The following is a 19,744-nucleotide window of genomic DNA, read 5'->3' as shown; positions in this document are numbered from 1 at the left end:
CGAACGGCACGCTCCGTGGTGTGAGAGGGAGGAGAAAGTCCTCCCTACTCGATTTTTTTAAAATGTGCATAAAATAAAGGAAATTGAATAGATTTGTCGAAAACAATTATTGTAACGTATTGACAAAATTTGTAATCCGTGTAACAATAAAATATTGATGTTTATAATAGGGGTTAGCAGATGAATGATATTAAAGATGTGATAGAGGAAATTAAATATAGAAGTGATATAGCTGACATAATTTCCGACTATGTCAAATTGAAGCCAGCAGGGACTAATTATAAGGGTCTGTGTCCTTTTCATAATGAAAAGACGCCTTCCTTTCATGTAAACACATCCAAGCAGATTTTTAGATGTTTTGGTTGTGGAGAAGGTGGTGATGTAATATCGTTTGTCATGAAAATTGAAAATTTAGACTTTATGGATGCGGTTAGGCTTCTGGCAGATAGGTGTGGTATTGAGATAAAGAGTAATATTGATCAAGATACTAGATTGAGGTTAGAGAAGATTAATAAGTTTCAGACCATTCATGTAGATGCAGCTAGATTTTATTATTCAAACTTGATGAATGTAGAAAATCCAGGTTTTAACTATTTGAAAAAAAGGGGCCTAGATTTGAAGACTATAAAAAAATTTGGTTTGGGTTTTGCTCCGGATTCATGGGATATGCTCAAAACATTTATGACTTCAAAAGGATACACAGAAGAAGAACTTTTTGAGTCAGGTTTATTGAGCAAGAGCTCTAAGTCAGACCGTATGTTTGATAAGTTTAGGAATAGGGTTATGTTTCCCATATTTGACTACAAGGGTCATGTGATAGGTTTTGGCGGAAGGGTCATGGATGATAGCCAGCCAAAGTATTTGAATTCACCGGACTCGGAGATATTCAACAAGAGATACAACTTGTATGGATTGAATTTTGCAAGAAAGCATATAGGCAACCAAAAGACATTGATATTAGTAGAAGGCTATATGGATCTTATTTCTCTATATCAATTTGGTATTAGGAATACAGTCGCCACCTTAGGAACGGCCCTTACAGACGAACAGGCGAGCTTGATAAAGAGGTATGCAGACACTCTTGTATTGTCATACGATTCAGATCAGGCTGGTATAAATGCCAGTATGAGGGCTATAGATATATTGGAGAAACATTCTATAGCTGTCAAAATATTGGATCTTGGAGATAGTAAGGACCCAGATGAATTTGTTAGAGAACACGGTATGGCTAGAATGTATGATAGCATTGAAAATGCCGTGGAAGCTACTAGATTTAAACTAAAGATTTTGGCAAAGGACTACGATTTGACTGACAGGAAAGACTCAATGAAATATTTGAGGGAGGCTGTAAATATATTAAGGAATATTAAGAGTCCCATAGAACAAGATTATTACATAAAGATATTGTCTCAGATGACAATGACAAATGCTGAAATAATAAGAAATGAAATGAATGGCAAAAAGGTTACATGGCAGAAGGGCTTTGCTAATAGATCTAACAGAACCAATAAGAGACAGATAGAGTTTAAAAAGCCAAAGGAAGTCGAGGAACCAAATTTATTTGTAGAAATGAATATAATTGCTGCAATTATGTGTAATATAAAGGCAAGGGATATTGTCAGATATAAACTAGATGAGGATGATTTTACTGATAATAATAGTAAAATAATATACTCAAAGGTTTTAAAGCTTGATGAAAAGGGAATAATTAAAAATGAAGATATCTATGACGACAGGATTAATTTAGATTATTTAAATAGGTTGAGTAAGTTGGATTTAAGTGGTGTTGATTTAAATGATGTTGTGGAGGTCGATAAATTAGTCGATAATTTACTAGATAAAAACAGACAGGTTAAAATAGACTGCTTATTGAAGAAACAAAAGAAATTGGAAAATAGAAGGAAGACTATTGAAGATAATAGCAAGGAAGCAGAAGAGGTTGATTTGGAAATTATGAAGATTGCACTAGAAATAGTAGCTCAAAATAAGAAAAAATCACTGTAGGCAGGAGGATTAGTTATGGCAGAGAAAAAGAATAAGTTGGTGATTAATAAGGTCGCTCAGAAAAAACTTTTTGAAAAGGGTAAAAAAGATGGTACTGTGACACTAATCGATATTATGGAAGCCTTTCAGGATAATCAGATGGACAAGGATGTCGCGGAAAATTTGTATGAGACACTGGGTAATTTAGGTATTGAGGTAGTGGATGACAAGGAAGTAAAGGCTGATATTGATTTAAAGGAGCCAGATGACTTGGACATACAGTCTATCGATGAAGAAAAGGAAGAAAAAGAAGAAACTAGCAAGGAGTCAAGTGAACCTGTGGAAATAGCAGTGCCAAAGGGAATCAGCATTGACGATCCTGTTAGGATGTACCTAAAGGAAATTGGTAAAATACCCCTATTAAAGCCACATGAAGAGGTGGACTATGCCAAGATGATGGCTGAGGGTGATGAATTTGCCAAGCAGAAGCTAGTTGAGGCTAACCTTAGATTGGTTGTAAGTATAGCCAAGAGATATGTAGGTAGGGGAATGTTATTCCTTGACCTTATCCAGGAGGGTAACCTAGGTCTGATAAAGGCAGTTGAGAAGTTTGACTACAAGAAGGGCTATAAATTTTCTACATACGCAACATGGTGGATTAGGCAGGCCATAACTAGGGCCATAGCTGACCAGGCGAGGACAATTAGAATACCAGTTCACATGGTTGAAACTATAAACAAGCTGATTAGGGTATCTAGACAGCTATTACAGCAGTTGGGTAGGGACCCTAAGCCTGAAGAAATAGCCAAGGAAATGAATATGACTGAGGAAAAGGTCAGAGAAATCATGAAGATAGCCCAGGATCCGGTTTCTTTGGAGACTCCTATAGGTGAAGAAGAAGACAGCCACTTGGGAGATTTCATACCTGATGAAGATGCTCCAGCTCCAGCAGAGGCAGCTGCATATTCCTTGCTAAAAGAGCAGATAGAAGATGTTTTAAATACCTTAAATGATAGGGAACAAAAGGTTCTAAAGTTGAGGTTTGGCTTAGAAGATGGCAGGGCTAGAACCCTAGAAGAAGTCGGTAAAGAGTTTGACGTTACTAGAGAGAGGATTAGGCAGATAGAAGCCAAGGCCTTGAGGAAGTTGAGGCATCCTAGTAGGTCTAAAAAGTTAAGAGACTTCTTAGACTAGGTGTCTTGGTGCCTAGTCTAGATAGGTATTAAAATTTACAGGGATACAGGTGAGTCTTAATTAGTTAAGTTTTCTGTATCCCTATTTTTATATTTTAGTGTAGTGGGGTAGATAGATATGAAATTGAGTGCTAGATTAGAAAAAATAGTAGGTTTGGTAGACAAGGGTGTCAGATTAGCTGATATAGGTACTGACCATGCTTATATACCGATTGAGCTATTGAAATCAGGTAAGATAGACTTTGCCATATTGAGTGATATAAATAAGGGACCTCTTGAAAATGCCCGAAAAGAAATCAGGAGACAGGGACTGGCTGACAAGACTGATTTGAGGTTGGGAAGTGGTCTGGAGGTCTTGGAAAATGGTGAGGTTGACCAGGTGATAATTGCGGGTATGGGAGGTATCCTTATAGCTGACCTAATAGAAAAAAAACTAGGTCTGTGCAAGAGCCTAGATAAGATGATACTCCAGCCTATGCAGGCTCAAGAAGACCTTAGATCATACTTGAATAAGAGAGGTTTTTCTATTATAGATGAATATTTAGTTGGGGAAGATTTTAGGATTTATGAGATTATGGAAGTAAGGTATGGTGGTGGAACACAAGATATTGATGATATCTACTATGAAATACCGACTAAACTTATAGAAAAAAAGGATCCTCTTTTGCCAGACCTACTTGACAAAAAGATAAGAGAGAACAAGTCTATCTTAGAAAAGCTAGAAAGGTCTAGTCAGGGACAAGAGACTAATAAGGCTATTGTTGATAGAAAAAACATTGTTGAAACTAAACTGATGAAGTTAGAAGAGATAAAAACAAATATTTAGATGATACGGAGGTAAAAATGGAACTAAGGAAGTTACTTGACAGGATAAGGGAAAAGTACCCGGAAGAGCTACAGTATAGTTGGGATAATTCAAGTTTGAATATTGGAGACCTAGACCAAGATATCAAGAAGGTCATGCTATCACTTGAAATAAATGATAGAACTATAGATGAGGCAATAGAGAAGGGCGTCGATTTGATTATATCCCACCACCCATTTTTGTTTTCAAAGGTCAACCAGATAGCAACGGATACTGTTAAGGGTAGGTTGATATACAAGATGATTAGGCATAATATTAGTGCCTATTGTATGCACACATCATATGATGTGGCAGAGGGTGGATTAAATGACTATTTTTTGGACTTGATGGGGATTGAGGATAGGCAGATTTTGGAGGTCGAATCCAGCCTAGACTACTATAATGGTGGTAAGGAATATGGGTTGGGTCGTATATCACGCCTAGAAAAACCAATGGCTATAGGTGATTTTATAGGTCTTTTGAAGGGTAAGTTGAATATAGATTCTGCTAGGTATACTGGTCCAAAAGACTTGATGGTTGAGAAAATTGCCCTTGTGACGGGTTCCGGTGCTGAATATTTTGAGATGGCCAAGTCCAAGGGGTGCGACCTATTGGTTACAGGAGATGTGAAATACCACCAGGCTATGGATGCTATCGATATAGGTATGGCAATACTTGATTTTGGCCATTATGGGACAGAACATATATTCTCAGAGTCTATTTATGAATTTATAAACTCTATATCAGACCAAATAGAGGTACTTATAAGTGAGGAAAATATAGACCCATTTACTTTTGTATAGATTCTTAAATAAGGGTTCTAAACCATAAATAGTGTATTGCTATATTCAAGTATTTTTAGTACAGTTTAATATATTAAAATAAACAGCCAGATATTCATTTTTTGACATTCAGAATACCTGGCTGTTTTGTGCTAAGAATAATACCATACTTATAATTAACTATATATCAAATTGGCCGGCTAGAATTATTGCTATATCAAGACCTAGCTAGCTTGGCTTGACTAGCCGATTTGGTAGCTAGACCTCTTTAAGGCTAGCTTAATTATATTAAAGAGTACCACTGAAGCAACTAGATTTAAGGCAATAGATGGTAGCACAACTGCGATTATAAGGTTCATAAGGCTAGCTGGGAGTCCTACCATAGCAGCTGCTATTACTAAAAATACTAGTCCACTTACAAAAGTACCTACAAGAGTCATAACAATGATAATTGCCTGGTCTTTCTTTTCTTTCAACCTATTCATTATAGGTAGTGCATACATTGTCTTCATAAGAATGAACATGACATTTACAGTTACAAGTTTATCAACTAGGTTAGGAACCTGGCCTGAAGGAAACTTTGTAGCTAGGGCAGAGAATATACCAGATATTATACCGGCTACCAAGCATGACTTGTAGTCGTTCCTATTAATTATCATAATACAGAATAGCATTACAAGTGTAAGGTCAGGAGTAATACCTCCTGCTATTGCTGGGAAAATTTGGTGGGCTATAAAGCCTATACCAAGTAAAATTGCGTTTAAAATCATAGTTTTTGTTTTTGAGTTTCTCATTTTTATACCTCCGTAAAATACATAAATTTTTTGATATAAAAAATCCAATAAAAAAACTCCGCCCTATATATAGGGCGAAGTATAATCCGCGTTGCCACCTAATTTATACGAAAAAAATCGTATATCTCTATTCAGGAACACATGATTCCCTATCCGCTATATCGTGCAGCCCACGGTGAAGTCTACTCTCGAAAGATTTCGATTCACTCCTCAGAGACCCATTCACTCAGTTACTAATATCGACATTCCACCATCGCCGACTCTCTATAAGTAGTTACCTGACCTACTATTTCTCCTCATAGGATTTTCTATTTGTAAACATAATATACCTTTTGGATGTTATTGTCAAGTATTTTTGTGATTTTTATTTATATAAAAGTCAATTTGTAAAAAATTCATAAAATTTGATTTTTTTTTGCAACTTTTTCACTAAAATCATTGCATTTACAGAGAAAGTATGTTAGACTAATGTCAAACAAATAAATAAATAAACAAGAATTTAATTTCTGAGAAGGGATAGGTGACTTATATGAAGGGATTAAACTTAAGCATAAGAGACAAGAAGGATTTAAAGGATTTTGTGATGGCTGTACTTAGGCGTGAGGCATTTGATAATCCTAAAGTTTATAAGAGAGCAGTTTTATCAACAGTTAAAGAGTTGGGATTTGATGAAGAATGGGTTAATACTGATTTGGCCAATGAATTTGATCACATAATGAAGATCAATGAAATGGATGAAAAAACAAAGAGTATTAATACAGGCAACAACAAATTCTACGATGTTGATAAGATTAAAGATATTATCAAACTACTGCTAAAGAATGATATGTATATATCAGATATTTATCATACTTGGGACAATATCCCTTTCACTTGTCAAATCTTAGACAAGGACAAACTGGAATGTTTGAGGCACACTTGCCCTGATTATCGTTTGATAGTTGAAGCATATGATGAGTACTTGAAGGAAATTGGCCTTGAAAGAATAGATATAACTATGAGAACAATGTCAATAATAGATAAAAAGCTAAAGGTTCTTTCTCCAGATGTTATGATGAATATGTCACTATTAAAGACTGGTAATGAATCATTTGATACCGTATTTAGAAGAGAACTTGACAAGTTGCCTGAAGACCAGAGACTTAGATATGTTAATGAGTGTCATATATATGCAGTTGAAAGGTACTATAAGTAAGAATTTCTATTTTTAATATACCAGTTACAAGAAACTATGAGTCATAGTCTAGTTTCTTAATCAATTAAAAAGAATAAGGTTTTAGCCATAATTAAAAAGGGACTAGCATTTTAGCTTAGTCCTTTTTTTAATGAAATGGAGAATTTGTATCTACGGGGATAGATGATATTTTACCACATGAATATGGACATAAGATATACTGGGATAAGGCTAAAGAGCTATACAATGGCAATAAAAAGTTATATAATAGTATTATAGAAGCAAGCATGGCATATGAAGAACCTTTAAGGAAATACATAAAAATAAAATTGCTTAATGATAAATTATATGTAATGAAAAATATAAGCAAATATGCCCACAGAAGTTTATTGGATAGGAATTTCCGAGAAGTGTATTCTGAATTGTATGTTTTGATTAAAAATAAAAAGATACAGAATAAAGAGTTAATTAAAATTATGGAGGAGTTATTATGATGGTGATATTTAGTGAAAAACTAAAAAAACTTATGGAATTAATAGAACCGTATGAAGAGTATGACTTTGAAAACGGTGGCTCTAAATTAGTTAATGACGCTCCAGAAGAAGTTAAAAAACTATTCCCAGAATATGTAGCTTTAAGACACAAGGAGTTATCGGGATTAAACTAAGCATCTTAACAGTAGTTAGGGTGCTTTTTTAATGTAACTAAATCTGCTTTAATATTATGCATTTGGCTTAAAAATGTAATTTAATAGAATGATTTGTGTAAAAACATCAAATAAGACACTTAAATAGCATTAAAACAGGGCCCTTAGCTGGGCCCTTATCTTTTTAGTTTTCTTCTGCTATTCTGTCGATTATCTCGCTCATAGCTGAGTAGTAGTATAAAGTTTCTTCTATCAAGTCTTCTAAAGTTTCATCTTCTTCTAATTCCTTGGCAGCTTCTTCAATCTCTGATACTACATTTTCTTGTCCACTTTTTTGTATTTTTTGAGGTTTTACTTTCCTCTTTCATTTATTAACCCCCTTGTGATATAATGAAATTGAAAACTGGCGGGGCATACACCAGTATTCAATTTTGTGACTACCTTACTACTGCGATAGTGAGGTAGTTTTAATCTTCAATTGTTTTTTGTAAATCTGAGATTATTTTTTCTAACTTCTGTTTTTTTTTGCGTCGCTGTCATTTTCTGACTTAGTATCTTCTAGTCTGTCAATTAACATTCTTAGAAAACCGCTAAATTGCTTATCTGTTTATCATATCCAACATCTAAATTGGTGAAACTTGCTATTGCAAGTGGAAAGGCTAATTAGCATGGCTGTAGCAAAATGGAGAACCTTGAAAGAGATAGAGGGTGAATATGAAGTAAAGGCGGTAACTCTTAGAAGCCACATATTCAGAGGATTGATATATAAGTATCACCTTAAAAAAGTTGGCAAAACGTGGCTGATAAATGAAAACTATATAAAGCAGAAGTACAAAAAGCGTGATTCTGTGGTAAAATAGAATAATAAAAAATAAAAGGCCCTCAATACAAGGGCCTTTATAGTAAGGAGAAACGAAGTGTCAGAAAGAAAGCAAGTTGAAATATCTAGAGATAAAATTGATGAACAGGAAAAGTATATCGAAGCTGTTCATAGAATGAATGAAGACAGGTTTAATAGGACTGGCAAGAAAAAATCGTGGCTATGCCACACATTCGGATGTCAAATGAATGAGCATGACTCAGAAATGCTAATCTCTATGCTAGAAGCAATGGGATATGTCCAGGCCTTGTCAGAGGACCAGGCAGACCTAGTCATATACAATACCTGTGCAGTAAGAGAAAATGCAGAACTAAAGGTTTATGGAAATTTGGGTCACCTAAAGAGCATAAAAAAGAAAAGGCCTGACATGAAAATTGTAGTCTGTGGTTGTATGATGCAGCAAGCTCATGTAGTAGAAGAAATAAAGGAAAAGTATAAGCACGTTGATTTGATATTTGGTACTCATAACCTATACAAGTTCCCAGAACTTTTAGAGTCTACTTTCAATAGAGATAAAATATTAGTTGATGTCTGGGATGTAGATGGTGAAGTTGTTGAAGGTCTAAAGAGCAATAGAAAGTTTGATATAAAGGCCTTTGTAAATATTATGTACGGATGCAATAACTTCTGTACATATTGTATAGTTCCATATACAAGGGGCAGGGAGAGAAGTAGGAAACCAAGCGATATAATAAATGAAATAAAATCATTAGTTGAAAATGGCGTAAAAGAGGTAACCCTATTGGGACAGAATGTAAACTCCTATGGCAAGACACTTGATGAAGACCAAAGGATTACATTTGCCCAGCTTTTGAGGCAGGTCAATGAGATAGATGGACTAGAGAGAATCAGATTTATGACATCCCACCCAAAGGATATATCTGATGATGTAATATTCGCAATGAGGGATTGTGATAAGGTTTGTGAATTCTTGCACCTACCATTCCAGGCAGGTAGTACAAGCCTTCTAAAGAAGATGAATAGACATTACACAAAGGAAGACTACCTAGCCATAATAGAAAAGGCCAAGAGAGAAATACCAGACTTAGCATTTTCTACAGATATAATGATAGGTTTCCCAGGCGAAACAGACCAGGATGTGGATGATACTATAGATATATGTGAAGAGGTAAGGTATGATTCTGCCTTCACCTTCATATATTCAAAGAGGAGGGGGACTCCTGCAGCAAAGATGGAAGATCAGATACCAGAAGATATAAAACACCAGAGGTTTGAAAGAGTACTTGAGGTAGTAAATAGAATTTCAGCAGAGAAAAATGCTGAATATATGGGCAAAACATTAGAAGTACTAGTAGAGGGTGCCAGCAAGAAAAATGATGCTGTAATGACTGGAAGGTCTAGACAGAATAAAACAGTCAACTTTATTGGAGGAGATGTATCCCTAATTGGAAAGCTAGTGCAAGTTAAAATAAGAGAACCAAAGTCATTTTCTCTAAACGGAGAGCTGGTAAAATAGGTATTGTTAATATAAAAATATATTTTAATTGAGAAGAGGGGGAATAAGATGAAAGGCAAGGTTGTGGTTTTGACCCTACTGCTATGTGGATTATTGTCAGGTTGTAAATCTGAAGTAACCACTGACAATAGAATGAAGGACTCTTCTATGAGAGAAAATTCTCTAGAATATGATGCCTACAGGAAAAATATAGTTGATTCCAAATACACATGGTATAGTAAGTATATCAATCAATACTTATTGGATATAAAGGACAGGGAATATAAGGTCAATCTAGAGGACTTGGACTCTATAATTGCAGATCTAGATGCCAAGATTAAAGAAGTGAAAAAGCTTGATCCTGAAAAAATTAGAGCAGCCATAGATAAGGAGTCCGAGGATGTTTCAAAAAATGACAAGGATGATAAAAAATATAAGGCAAATATAGAAAATGTAAAAGCTGATATAGAACCCAATAAGAATTCAATGTTGAAACTCTTAAATAGGCTTAGGAAGGGTCTTGAACTTGGTAAAGATGGTCAATTTGACCAAAATGATATAAAAAAACTTTCAGAGATAGAATCTAGTCTATTGAAAGTATATGATGAAAAATTAAAGCCATATTAGACTTATTGACATAAGTGACTTTATTTTTTCTCTAATATACTATAGAATATAATTATAAATATTTTGAAAATATAAGCGGGAGGTACAGTATGTCGTTTGAAAGAGAAAATTCAAACTTTATCAGAAATATAGTGATAGATGATTTAGAAAGTGGTAAGCATGATAGTATCATCACAAGGTTTCCACCAGAACCAAATGGCTACCTGCATATAGGACATGCCAAGAGCATATGCCTAAATTTTGGATTAGCCAATGAGTTTAAGGGTAGGGTGAATCTTAGGTTTGATGATACAAATCCAGTAAAGGAAGACGTAGAATATGTCGATTCTATAAAAGAAGATGTCAAGTGGTTGGGCTTTGACTGGAATGAATTACATTTTGCGTCTGACTATTTTGAAGAGATGCACAAGAGGGCAGTCCTATTAATAAATAAGGGCTTAGCCTATGTTGATGACCTATCAGCTGACCAGATTAGAGAGTACAGGGGGACACTGACTGAACCTGGTAAGGAGAGTCCATATAGGAATAGGTCTGTAGAGGAGAATCTTGACCTATTTAAGAGGATGACTGCTGGAGAATTTGCAGATGGAGAGAAGGTATTAAGGGCAAAGATAGACATGGCTTCACCTAATATAAATTTTAGGGACCCAGTCATATACAGGATTTCTCACAATACCCACCATAACACTGGTGACAAGTGGTGTGTATATCCAATGTATGCCTTTGCACATCCACTAGAGGATGCTATAGAGCATATTACACATTCAATCTGTACCCTAGAGTTTGAGGACCAGAGACCTTTCTATGATTGGGTTGTAAGGGAATGTGAAATGGAAGCAGTTCCTAGGCAGATAGAGTTTGCTAGGTTGAACCTTACTAACACAGTTATGTCAAAACGTAAATTAAAGCAGTTAGTTGATACTGGAGTAGCAGATGGATGGGATGACCCAAGAATACCTACAATATCAGGCCTAAGGAGAAGGGGCTATACACCTGAGTCAATCAAGAATTTCTGTAGGGAAATTGGTATATCAAAGGCAGATTCTACTGTTGATAGTAGGATGCTTGATTATTTCCTAAGAGAGGACCTACAGCCTAAGGCACCTTTGGCTATGGCCGTTCTTAATCCATTAAAGGTGGTTATAACTAACTATTCTGAAGGTGAATCTGAACTAATTGAAATAGAAAATAATGCCAAGAATGAAGAAATGGGTAAGAGGCTGGTTAGCTTCTCAAGAGAGCTATATGTTGAAAGAGATGACTTTATGGAGGTTCCTGTAAAGAAGTATTTCAGACTATTCCCAGGCAATGAAGTTAGACTAAAGGGTGGCTACTTTGTCAAGTGTAATGATGTGATAAAGGATGCTGATGGTAATGTGACAGAAATCCACTGTACATATGACCCAGATACAAAGAGCGGTTCAGGATTTGTAGGCAGGAAGGTGAAGGCTACAATTCATTGGGTAGATGCCAACAATTCATACCCAGCTGAATTTAGGCTGTTTGAACCATTGATTTTAGATGATGAACCGGCAAATGAAGGCAAGCACTTCCTAGACCAGATAAATCCAGCATCACTAGAAGTAAAGCAGGGATTTGTTGAGAAAACAGCTGTTGAAGGTGCTCAGAAAAATGATAAATTCCAGTTTATTAGAAACGGCTTCTACTGTGTAGACTCAAAATATTCAAGTGAAGACAAGTTGGTATTCAATAGGATAGTACCTCTAAAGAGTTCTTTTAAATTATAGGTAGACCTAATTGGGATTCAGCTATAATTTGAAGTGACCTCGAGTAGGGACTACTATCGATTGAGATAATTATAAAAACAAGACAAATATAATAAGATATAAAAAGGGAGACTGCAAGCATATCAACTAGCCAGTCTCCCTTTAAATTAAATTTTAAAATTTGGCCGGTGTATTTAAACGATAACGAGAAGTCAACATCAAGCTAATAGGGCCTTATTTTGGTTTGACCATATAGTCTATTTCATACAAATCGTAGCTTTTAATAATTGATATAAGCTTGTCTGCATATATTTTTTTACCCTTGGAATTAGTTGTAGTAGCATATCCTGCATCTTCTAGTGCCTGAGCTTGTGCCCTATATGTATTGGATTCAAAGAGACCTGCCTTTAGATAACGCCGATTTTTCATCAAAAAGTCAGTTCTATCGGATACGCTGTCGGCCCAGGAAGGGTATTTTCTAAAATAGGCATTAACGTGACTGTTGTAGTATTCCTTGGTATTGAATAGGACCTTGTCCCCATGCCAAGAGGAATCAGCCTTGATACCATAGAGGTTGTTTGCATCCCTTGTCAATTTTGACCTTCCCCAGTTTGATTCTAAAATTGCCTGTGAAATGGTCACAGATGGGAGGAGACCAGATTTTCTATATTCTACAATAGATATATCCTTAAGACTGTCTATAAATTCTTGCTTGCTTTTATTACTCTCAACCAAAATTTGTTTTTCTAGGTTATCAAAATACCTGAATAGGTTGGTGGACGTATATAAAAATGTGATAAGTAAGAATAGGATGCATAGACGAAAAACCTTTCTAGGTCTTTTATTTTTCTTTGTTCTTTTAGTCTTGGAATTTTTTTTATTTTTGCCACTTGCCTTTGTTCTAGTTTTTCCAGAATCGACATTTTTTTTCTTGACCCTACTATCTAGACTAGCTATATAAATCACCTCCAATTAAGTGAAGACATATTATCTTGATTCGAACACCTAAGTAAGTATATATAAAAATATATTTTAGAATTTTACCTATTATAAGACAAAAAACTTAATTTAAGGTATATAGGATTGGATTTTAAAAATTTAAGACAACAAAAAAACTGTGGAAAACCACAGTCTCTTTGTCAAGTATAGCTATAAGCGGAGTTCTGTATTAGATGATCATCTTTCTAGGCCTATTGTCACCAATAGGCTCAAGCGGCCTACCTACCGGGAGATGCGAGCAACATCTCTTCTTCCTAACTTGGCCTTGCACCAGGTGGGGTTTACATAGCCATATAGTCACCTATATGCTGGTGAGCTCTTACCTCGCCTTTCCATCCTTACCCTATAAAAGGGCGGTTTATTTCTGTTGCACTATCCTTAAGATCGCTCTCACTAGGCGTTACCTAGCACCCTGCTCTATGGAGCTCCGACTTTCCTCACGTATTACTACCTGCGATCATCTGCTATACTCAACGATAATTATATCAAAAACACGGACTATATGCAAATATTATTAACTAATTTTAAATAGTTTGAATCTAGTAATAGAAAATATGTTATAATAGAATGAGTAAACTGTAATTTAGTAGCAATTAACTAATAAGGAGTGAATACGTTGAATAATAGCCGAGAATTGATTAGGTTGGCTGTTCTTGAAGTCGATGAAAAGTATATTGATAATAAATATACCATGAACAGTAACTTGAATGAAACGCTTAAAAATAAATTTGAAAAAGTAGATGAAAACGAAGAAAAATATATAGAACTTTTGAGGTATAATATAATATACTACAAGTCTATAATCAAGAAGTTGGAATATATACTAGAGATGTGGATACAAAATGACTTGATACAAGGTCACCAGTCTGTTGAAAAGAGTATAGAAAATATCAAGGCTTCTTCCAGACAGTATGTAAATAAAGCCATGAAAAATGGCAATAAACACCTTAACGACAAGGACAGAAAAATTTTCATGTCCTATGACAAGAATTCAGGTGTTAAAAAGATAGAAAAGATAGAAAATGACTATAAAATACTGAATATTTATAAAGATATACTGGGTATGGTGATAACTGTAATATCTGGAAATGTTGATAAATACAAGTATATACTGGATATGAGCACTGAAGAGGTCAAAATTGATCTTATGAATGAGATATTTAGTATGATAAATGACATACTTTTTAGCCAGGAAACAGTTATAGAGGAGTTTACTGATGAGGCCCTAGTTGAAGATGATGATATATCAGATGAATATGAACTGGCAGATGAAGATAAGTGTATCAGTTTTACCAAGTACGTATCAATGATTAGTACACCGGAAATTTCTGTAAAGATAAATGATATTTTCAGAGATGCAGTAGAGGCGGAAGATATTGAAGAAGATGATGCCTATGGCTTTTCTGACACTTCTAGAGACTATGTTTCCTGCGTAGCCCTTTTGATGGATTATATATCCGATGACAACAAGCAGTACTTTACTAATGCCTTTAGGATGGTGGTTATAGGTCTAGTTGATGAATCTGAGTTCAAAGAAATAATTGAGAGACTAGTGAGAAATAAGACATTTTTAAACAAGTCTAGGTGGATTGGCTGTCAGAAGCTTGTAAAATCAGACTTTAACCTAGAAAATAATAATTTCTTTGGTAGAAACTTAGTAGAAACTAGTTTTGATAAGGTTGATTTTTCACAAAAAATGGACCTGCTAGATACTGATAGAGCCACTCCAATTGGAGAAAGAGTTGAAAATATACTTGACGGTATTGATTCATATGAAGATGATAAGCAAGGTGGTCTTATATCTTCCTTGAAGGATAATTTATTCAAGAAAAAAAATAAGCTAGAAGATGAAATGGCATCTGATGAATACTATGATGACGAATTTGAAGAGTATAATTATGACGAAATAAATGATGAAGAGGATTACTATGAAAAAGATAGTATATCTGATAGGTTTAAAAATTTCTTTTCTAAAAAGTATAGGGGAGAAGAGTTTGAAAAGTACTCAGACATGGATGAAGACGAGTATAATGATATAGACCCCAACCTCTTTAATGGAGACAGGTCTATACAAGATGAAAATGCCTTAGCAATTCTTATGATGAGAGAGAAGAACAAGCGTAAGGAAGATAATGATATTAAAAAGGAATATGATGACTTGAAGGATGAGAGGCACATAGCAGAGAAAATATCAAAAACAGGTATTAAATCATTTGCTAGCAAGTCAGATATTGTATTTGAAGAAGAGGATTGTGTATATCCTAAGAAAGAATACATAGCTGGAAGGGCACCAAAATCTGAACCTCTAGATAGTAGGCCAGACTCCGTTGAGAAAGTCGCTAATGTTTCTAAGGATATTGAAGATAAGGCAGATGTAGAAATAAAAGATGACAAAGAAAATGAATTTGAAGAACTAGAAATGTTGAAGTCAATGAGTGAAGAATCAGTTGATGGGGATAGAAGTTCTTTGCATGTCGAAAAAGAAGAAGATCTTACTGAGGATTATGAATATGATCAAGAGTACGACGAATATGATGATGAGGATATAGATGATGGCCCAGGTTTTGTGGAAAAATTTAGGGAATCAAAGTTGGCTGCCAAGTTTGCCTCATTTAGAGAGGCTAGAGCAGAGAAAAAAATGTCACAAGAAGTCGATGTAGCTGATGATGAAGGCTTTATGGCTGGTATGTCAAAGACCAAGGTAGCTAGAGATGGTCTTATAATAATTGTCATATTAGCACTTTTATTCTGTACATACATTTTCTTTATAAAGCAGTTTACTATGCCATCAGTTGAGGAAACTAATAATACAACAAAGAATATAAAGGTTGAAAAGAAAGTTGATACTAAATCTACAACAGTTAAAGATGCACCAAAGTCAACAGATGAAATAACACAGAAGACTGAGGCTGAAAAAGCTAAGGATGAAAATGAAGCCAAGGCTAGTGGATTAGATAGACAGGCTGAACAATATAAAAATGGTAAGGGAACTTATTACACTGTTTTTGTTGGTGCCACTAAGGATAAGGATGGCGCTGAGTCAGTTGCCAATAATTTTGCTAGGAGGGGTGTTCAAGCCCAGCTTGTTAGAAATTCAGGTTATTATATGCTAAGAGTAGGTGAGTACTTTGACTATAACCAGGCATATGCCAAGTCAAAGTCAATAGGAGCAAAGGGTATACAAAACTACATAGCCAGCCAGAATAAGTACTTCGACTTGAAAATTAGCGCCTACCAGGCGAGAATACCTAACCTGTCTAAGGAGCAGTTGAAGACAGACTATAATGACTTGAGAAATCAGATATCTTCAACTGGCAAGAATACATCTTATGTAACTAACTTGGATGAAATATATGAACAGGCATTAAAGGAAAAATAAGAGGGGGTCACAGATTTTGCTAAAAGATAGTGAAAAAGTAGTATTTAAAATAAAATCTGGATATAGCTTAAATGGACTAATTGACTTTAACCTTGAAGATAAGTACCTGCAATTTACTAACCTTGGAAACATTTATGTTTCCAAGGTTGATTCTTTACAAGGGGAAAAAGAAGATTATATATTCTATGATTTTTCAAAGGAAGGTCAAAAGTTATATACGGAATTAGATGGTGATAGCGTAAATATTATTGCAGATTCTATACCATTTGTCAGGGTCAAGGATGGAGAATCTTATAGGGTATATCCATCCCTGATAATGGTCTTGGACTTGTTTGAATTGGTCAAAATAGGACAAAACTCAAAAAAATTTATATTTGATATAGAGGGCAAGAACCTAATTATGAATGCAGACGGAGACCTATACACTGGTATTTTAGAGCATGATGATAGCAGGTTGGTATTTGTAAGTAGGGGTAAGAGGTTTGAATTTAACCTGCATGATCTTGAATCCTACAACAATATTGATAATATGATAAATATTAGAGGATATTTTTATGTTGATTTTCAATCTAAAGTATACAGAAATATAAGCTTTATGGGGAGTATACAAAAGACTACTCTTCCAAGGAATATAGACGAAATTGTCAAAAATAATTCTAAGATAGGTGTATTACCTCCTCAGGATCCAATAGTATTTTGCAAGGTATCTGGTAGACTGAGGGCTAAGGAGTACCTAAATAAAAATATGTTTTTGATTAGGCATGAAGACCTATATGTCTTATATGAAAAAAAGGATAAGAAAGAGTTAGTATGTAAGGAAAGATCATCTTTTACTAGTTATTATATCGGGGATTGTAATTACATAGTTTATGACGGACAGGATGTATTTAACCTTTATATCGATGGTCAATCTGCTGAGAGGGTTGGATTTGATTCCTTAAAGGCTATAGAAAATAAGTCGATCGGTTTTTCTAGGGAGTTCAGACCATTTTTTATAGAAATAGATGATGAGTACGTATCTATAATGAAGTCAGAAGACAAGTGTATACTGGATATAGAAAAAAGAACTATATCAAATATTTCGGTAAATGAAGATGAGTTTGAAAATGAAGGCTTTGTAGGCGTAGAAATAAAGTACAAGGACAAGTTTGTAGTTATGAACCTAAAGAGGGAGATAATTACAGACCTATCAGCAAATATATTTTCTGAATATCAAAAGTCCTTGCTAGAGACTACAGACCTTGATGAGGTATATGACAATTGGATAAAGTCTGTATCTGATATGGTTATATTTAATTTCTTTGGCCATATCTATCATATGAACAGTAAGTATTCTTATATGATGAATAGCAATATTGACTTGGCTACTAAGGTCGATTTTCTAAACTACCTTTATAGTGACCTTCAGGATCAACTTAGTAATATAGATTTAATAACAGTCCATATGTCTGATATTTTGGAGAGGAGTGAAGAAAGGTACTTCAAGTCTATGAATAGGACTTGTGACCTTAGTCAAATCTCAAGACTTCAGAGGCACTTCTTTGATTTGAGAAATGATATAAAGATGGATATAAATGGAATTATAGCCATCATAGACAAGGTTTCATACATGCTATTACCAGAGGAAATGAGAAGGTCTAGTATTAGGATGCTAAAAGAAGCCCAGATATATCAGATTGACCTACATATAGACATGGCCTACAAGAAGCTTGGGCACTTGATTTATAATTTGTTGCCACACTATGTAGCCAAGACTGTAAAAATAGTATTTGAAACATATTATAGTTTTTATCCAAATTACAGGCAGCTTGATGAGGCAGAGCTAAAAATTGAGCTGATGGAGAGGATAAAATCTACTCATATCTTCAGACAGTTTAACATGAATAAGGAATCGAGGATCTTAAGGAAGGATATAATTGAGGATTTATATTCTCTTATGAAGTTTGCTAGTATGAAGATAGACAGTGATTATTACTTCACTGGTGGCTATAGGTAGGAGGGCTTATGTTAATAGATGAGATAATGGCCAAGGAGTACAGGTTGTGTAATTTTGTGGCTAGGGAAAAAAGTGTTAAATACAGGGAAATTGATTTAGATGAATTGTTGGTAGAAGGTACGAATATTGATAGGGACAATATTATAGAAATAGTTGATCCGGATGTTACTAGCAAGTTGGTATAGGAGGTAAGCAGATGAAAAATATTTTATTGGCTGGTGGAGCAGGTTATATTGGTAGTCATACTGCAGTTGAACTATTGAAGTCTGGTTATGGTGTTGTTATAGTAGACAACCTATCTAATAGTTATCATACTGTTATTGATAGGATAGAAAAAATATCATCAAAGACAGTAAAGTTTTATGAAATGGATACTAGATCGGCTGACTTGGAAAATATATTTAAAGAGAATGATATAGATGCTGTTGTAGACTTTGCTGCATACAAGGCAGTCGGTGATTCTGTGGCCAATCCACTTAAATACTATGACAACAATTTACTTTCATTAATTAATATGTTGTCTATTATGGCTAAGTACGGTGTACATAACTTTGTATTTAGTTCATCTGCTACTGTGTACGGTGACTTGGATATTGAGGATTTGCCAGCTAAGGAAGATCATAGATTATCTACTACAAACCCATATGGTACTACAAAGTTGATGGGTGAGAAGATAATAAAGGATGCTTGGTTTGCTAATAGAGACTTGAACGCTATAGTATTGAGATACTTCAACCCAATTGGAGCCCATGAGTCAGGCATGATAGGAGAAGATTGCACAGGAATACCTGCTAATATTATGCCATATTTGACCAAGGTTGCCGTAGGAGAATTGCCACATATAAATGTATTTGGTAATGACTACAGGACAAAGGATGGTACAGGTGTGAGAGACTATATACATGTGGTTGATCTGGCTAAGGGTCATATAAAGGCTATAGAAAAATTATTTAAAGACCAGGTCGGCGTAGATTATTACAATCTGGGCACAGGACGTGGTTATAGTGTAATGGAGTTGATCGAGTCATTTTCTAAGGCTTGTGGTAGGGAAATACCATACAAGATTGGTCCAAGAAGAGATGGCGATATAGACATGACATATGCGGATTCTTCAAAGGCTGAGAGAGAACTAGGATGGTCTGCTGAATACGATATAGACAGGATGTGTCAGGACTCTTGGAGATGGCAAAAAAACAATCCTAGAGGTTATGAAGAATAGCACAATATTTGATTTAGTATTTTGAGTCAAATATATATAATTTAG

The 19,744-nt window shown here is 34.9% G+C and carries 17 protein-coding genes, 1 other RNA gene and 1 other annotated feature; of the genes, 15 read left to right on the top strand and 3 right to left on the bottom strand.

Going from position 1 to position 19,744, the window contains the following annotated elements; genetic code table 11:
- The first annotated feature begins 180 nt into the window (after positions 1-180).
- From dnaG to HMPREF1639_RS01440, 4 genes are all read left to right on the top strand, one after another.
- Positions 181-2,004, top strand: a complete 1,824-nt coding sequence (gene dnaG, locus HMPREF1639_RS01455) for a DNA primase (RefSeq protein ID WP_036762483.1) — start codon at positions 181-183, stop codon at positions 2,002-2,004.
- Between the two features lie 15 nt (positions 2,005-2,019).
- Entirely contained in the window at positions 2,020-3,177 is a 1,158-nt protein-coding gene (gene rpoD / locus HMPREF1639_RS01450) for an RNA polymerase sigma factor RpoD (RefSeq protein WP_036762482.1), read from the top strand.
- A gap of 117 nt (positions 3,178-3,294) precedes the next feature.
- Positions 3,295-4,002 carry a tRNA (adenine(22)-N(1))-methyltransferase gene (locus HMPREF1639_RS01445; RefSeq protein ID WP_036762481.1) on the top strand — a complete coding sequence of 236 codons (708 nt, stop codon included), beginning with the start codon at positions 3,295-3,297 and terminating at the stop codon, positions 4,000-4,002.
- Between the two features lie 17 nt (positions 4,003-4,019).
- Positions 4,020-4,823: a Nif3-like dinuclear metal center hexameric protein gene (locus HMPREF1639_RS01440; RefSeq protein WP_036762480.1), complete on the top strand. Its 804-nt coding sequence runs from the start codon at positions 4,020-4,022 to the stop codon at positions 4,821-4,823.
- A gap of 221 nt (positions 4,824-5,044) precedes the next feature.
- On the opposite strand, the gene HMPREF1639_RS01435 is transcribed toward HMPREF1639_RS01440, so the two are convergent.
- Positions 5,045-5,596 (bottom strand): tryptophan transporter, encoded by a 552-nt coding sequence (locus tag HMPREF1639_RS01435; RefSeq protein WP_156955926.1) that lies wholly within the window; start codon positions 5,594-5,596, stop codon positions 5,045-5,047.
- Positions 5,597-5,663: 67 nt separating this feature from the next.
- Positions 5,664-5,905, bottom strand: a binding site (T-box leader).
- Between the two features lie 220 nt (positions 5,906-6,125).
- Between HMPREF1639_RS01435 and HMPREF1639_RS01430 the strand changes: the two genes are divergently transcribed.
- From HMPREF1639_RS01430 to HMPREF1639_RS01405, 7 genes are all read left to right on the top strand, one after another.
- Positions 6,126-6,791, top strand: coding sequence for a hypothetical protein (locus HMPREF1639_RS01430; protein WP_036762478.1), 666 nt, complete (start codon positions 6,126-6,128; stop codon positions 6,789-6,791).
- A 266-nt stretch (positions 6,792-7,057) separates the two neighbouring features.
- A complete protein-coding gene (locus HMPREF1639_RS01425) occupies positions 7,058-7,264 on the top strand; it encodes a hypothetical protein (RefSeq protein WP_036762477.1) in 207 nt (68 codons plus the stop codon).
- On the top strand, positions 7,261-7,437 hold the full coding sequence (locus tag HMPREF1639_RS09195; protein WP_156955925.1) for a hypothetical protein: 177 nt from the start codon (positions 7,261-7,263) through the stop codon (positions 7,435-7,437). Before HMPREF1639_RS01425 ends, HMPREF1639_RS09195 begins: the two co-directional genes overlap by 4 nt.
- 647 nt (positions 7,438-8,084) lie before the next feature.
- Positions 8,085-8,276, top strand: a complete 192-nt coding sequence (locus HMPREF1639_RS01420; RefSeq protein WP_156955924.1) for a hypothetical protein — start codon at positions 8,085-8,087, stop codon at positions 8,274-8,276.
- 57 nt (positions 8,277-8,333) lie between these two features.
- Entirely contained in the window at positions 8,334-9,773 is a 1,440-nt protein-coding gene (gene miaB / locus HMPREF1639_RS01415; protein WP_036762473.1) for a tRNA (N6-isopentenyl adenosine(37)-C2)-methylthiotransferase MiaB, read from the top strand.
- 48 nt (positions 9,774-9,821) lie between these two features.
- The gene (locus HMPREF1639_RS01410) at positions 9,822-10,379 is read left to right on the top strand and encodes a hypothetical protein (RefSeq protein ID WP_036762471.1); all 558 of its coding nucleotides are present in this window, start codon (positions 9,822-9,824) and stop codon (positions 10,377-10,379) included.
- 89 nt (positions 10,380-10,468) lie between these two features.
- Positions 10,469-12,127 carry a glutamine--tRNA ligase/YqeY domain fusion protein gene (locus tag HMPREF1639_RS01405; RefSeq protein ID WP_036762470.1) on the top strand — a complete coding sequence of 553 codons (1,659 nt, stop codon included), beginning with the start codon at positions 10,469-10,471 and terminating at the stop codon, positions 12,125-12,127.
- 213 nt (positions 12,128-12,340) lie between these two features.
- Here HMPREF1639_RS01405 and HMPREF1639_RS01400 read toward each other — a convergent pair whose 3' ends face one another.
- Together HMPREF1639_RS01400 and rnpB are read right to left on the bottom strand one after the other, a co-directional pair.
- Positions 12,341-13,072 carry a glycoside hydrolase family 73 protein gene (locus HMPREF1639_RS01400; protein ID WP_242847256.1) on the bottom strand — a complete coding sequence of 244 codons (732 nt, stop codon included), beginning with the start codon at positions 13,070-13,072 and terminating at the stop codon, positions 12,341-12,343.
- A gap of 170 nt (positions 13,073-13,242) precedes the next feature.
- Positions 13,243-13,578, bottom strand: an RNA gene (gene rnpB / locus HMPREF1639_RS08885) — RNase P RNA component class A.
- A gap of 143 nt (positions 13,579-13,721) precedes the next feature.
- Here rnpB and HMPREF1639_RS01395 point away from each other — a divergent pair.
- The 4 genes from HMPREF1639_RS01395 to galE are packed head-to-tail and all read left to right on the top strand — an operon-like array spanning position 13,722 to position 19,699.
- Entirely contained in the window at positions 13,722-16,484 is a 2,763-nt protein-coding gene (locus HMPREF1639_RS01395) for a hypothetical protein (RefSeq protein ID WP_036762468.1), read from the top strand.
- Positions 16,485-16,500: 16 nt separating this feature from the next.
- Positions 16,501-18,480 carry a hypothetical protein gene (locus tag HMPREF1639_RS01390; RefSeq protein WP_036762467.1) on the top strand — a complete coding sequence of 660 codons (1,980 nt, stop codon included), beginning with the start codon at positions 16,501-16,503 and terminating at the stop codon, positions 18,478-18,480.
- 8 nt (positions 18,481-18,488) lie between these two features.
- On the top strand, positions 18,489-18,665 hold the full coding sequence (locus tag HMPREF1639_RS09345; protein ID WP_198021039.1) for a hypothetical protein: 177 nt from the start codon (positions 18,489-18,491) through the stop codon (positions 18,663-18,665).
- A gap of 11 nt (positions 18,666-18,676) precedes the next feature.
- Positions 18,677-19,699: a UDP-glucose 4-epimerase GalE gene (gene galE / locus HMPREF1639_RS01385; RefSeq protein ID WP_036762466.1), complete on the top strand. Its 1,023-nt coding sequence runs from the start codon at positions 18,677-18,679 to the stop codon at positions 19,697-19,699.
- Positions 19,700-19,744: the final 45 nt, after the last annotated feature.

The organism is Peptostreptococcus sp. MV1, from assembly GCF_000758885.1.
Classification (GTDB): domain Bacteria; phylum Bacillota; class Clostridia; order Peptostreptococcales; family Peptostreptococcaceae; genus Peptostreptococcus.
This window is presented reverse-complemented; position numbering and strand designations above follow the sequence as displayed.

Bases quoted from the DNA above. Each gene is read 5' to 3' on its own strand.
- HMPREF1639_RS01445 (WP_036762481.1), top strand. From the start codon at position 3,295: ATGAAATTGAGTGCTAGATTAGAAAAAATAGTAGGTTTGGTAGACAAG.
- rpoD (WP_036762482.1), top strand. From the start codon at position 2,020: ATGGCAGAGAAAAAGAATAAGTTGGTGATTAATAAGGTCGCTCAGAAA.
- HMPREF1639_RS01405 (WP_036762470.1), top strand. From the start codon at position 10,469: ATGTCGTTTGAAAGAGAAAATTCAAACTTTATCAGAAATATAGTGATA.
- HMPREF1639_RS01435 (WP_156955926.1), bottom strand. From the start codon at position 5,596: ATGAGAAACTCAAAAACAAAAACTATGATTTTAAACGCAATTTTACTT.
- HMPREF1639_RS01430 (WP_036762478.1), top strand. From the start codon at position 6,126: ATGAAGGGATTAAACTTAAGCATAAGAGACAAGAAGGATTTAAAGGAT.
- HMPREF1639_RS09345 (WP_198021039.1), top strand. From the start codon at position 18,489: ATGTTAATAGATGAGATAATGGCCAAGGAGTACAGGTTGTGTAATTTT.
- galE (WP_036762466.1), top strand. From the start codon at position 18,677: ATGAAAAATATTTTATTGGCTGGTGGAGCAGGTTATATTGGTAGTCAT.
- HMPREF1639_RS09195 (WP_156955925.1), top strand. From the start codon at position 7,261: ATGATGGTGATATTTAGTGAAAAACTAAAAAAACTTATGGAATTAATA.
- dnaG (WP_036762483.1), top strand. From the start codon at position 181: ATGAATGATATTAAAGATGTGATAGAGGAAATTAAATATAGAAGTGAT.
- HMPREF1639_RS01410 (WP_036762471.1), top strand. From the start codon at position 9,822: ATGAAAGGCAAGGTTGTGGTTTTGACCCTACTGCTATGTGGATTATTG.
- HMPREF1639_RS01440 (WP_036762480.1), top strand. From the start codon at position 4,020: ATGGAACTAAGGAAGTTACTTGACAGGATAAGGGAAAAGTACCCGGAA.
- HMPREF1639_RS01420 (WP_156955924.1), top strand. From the start codon at position 8,085: ATGGCTGTAGCAAAATGGAGAACCTTGAAAGAGATAGAGGGTGAATAT.
- HMPREF1639_RS01425 (WP_036762477.1), top strand. From the start codon at position 7,058: ATGGCATATGAAGAACCTTTAAGGAAATACATAAAAATAAAATTGCTT.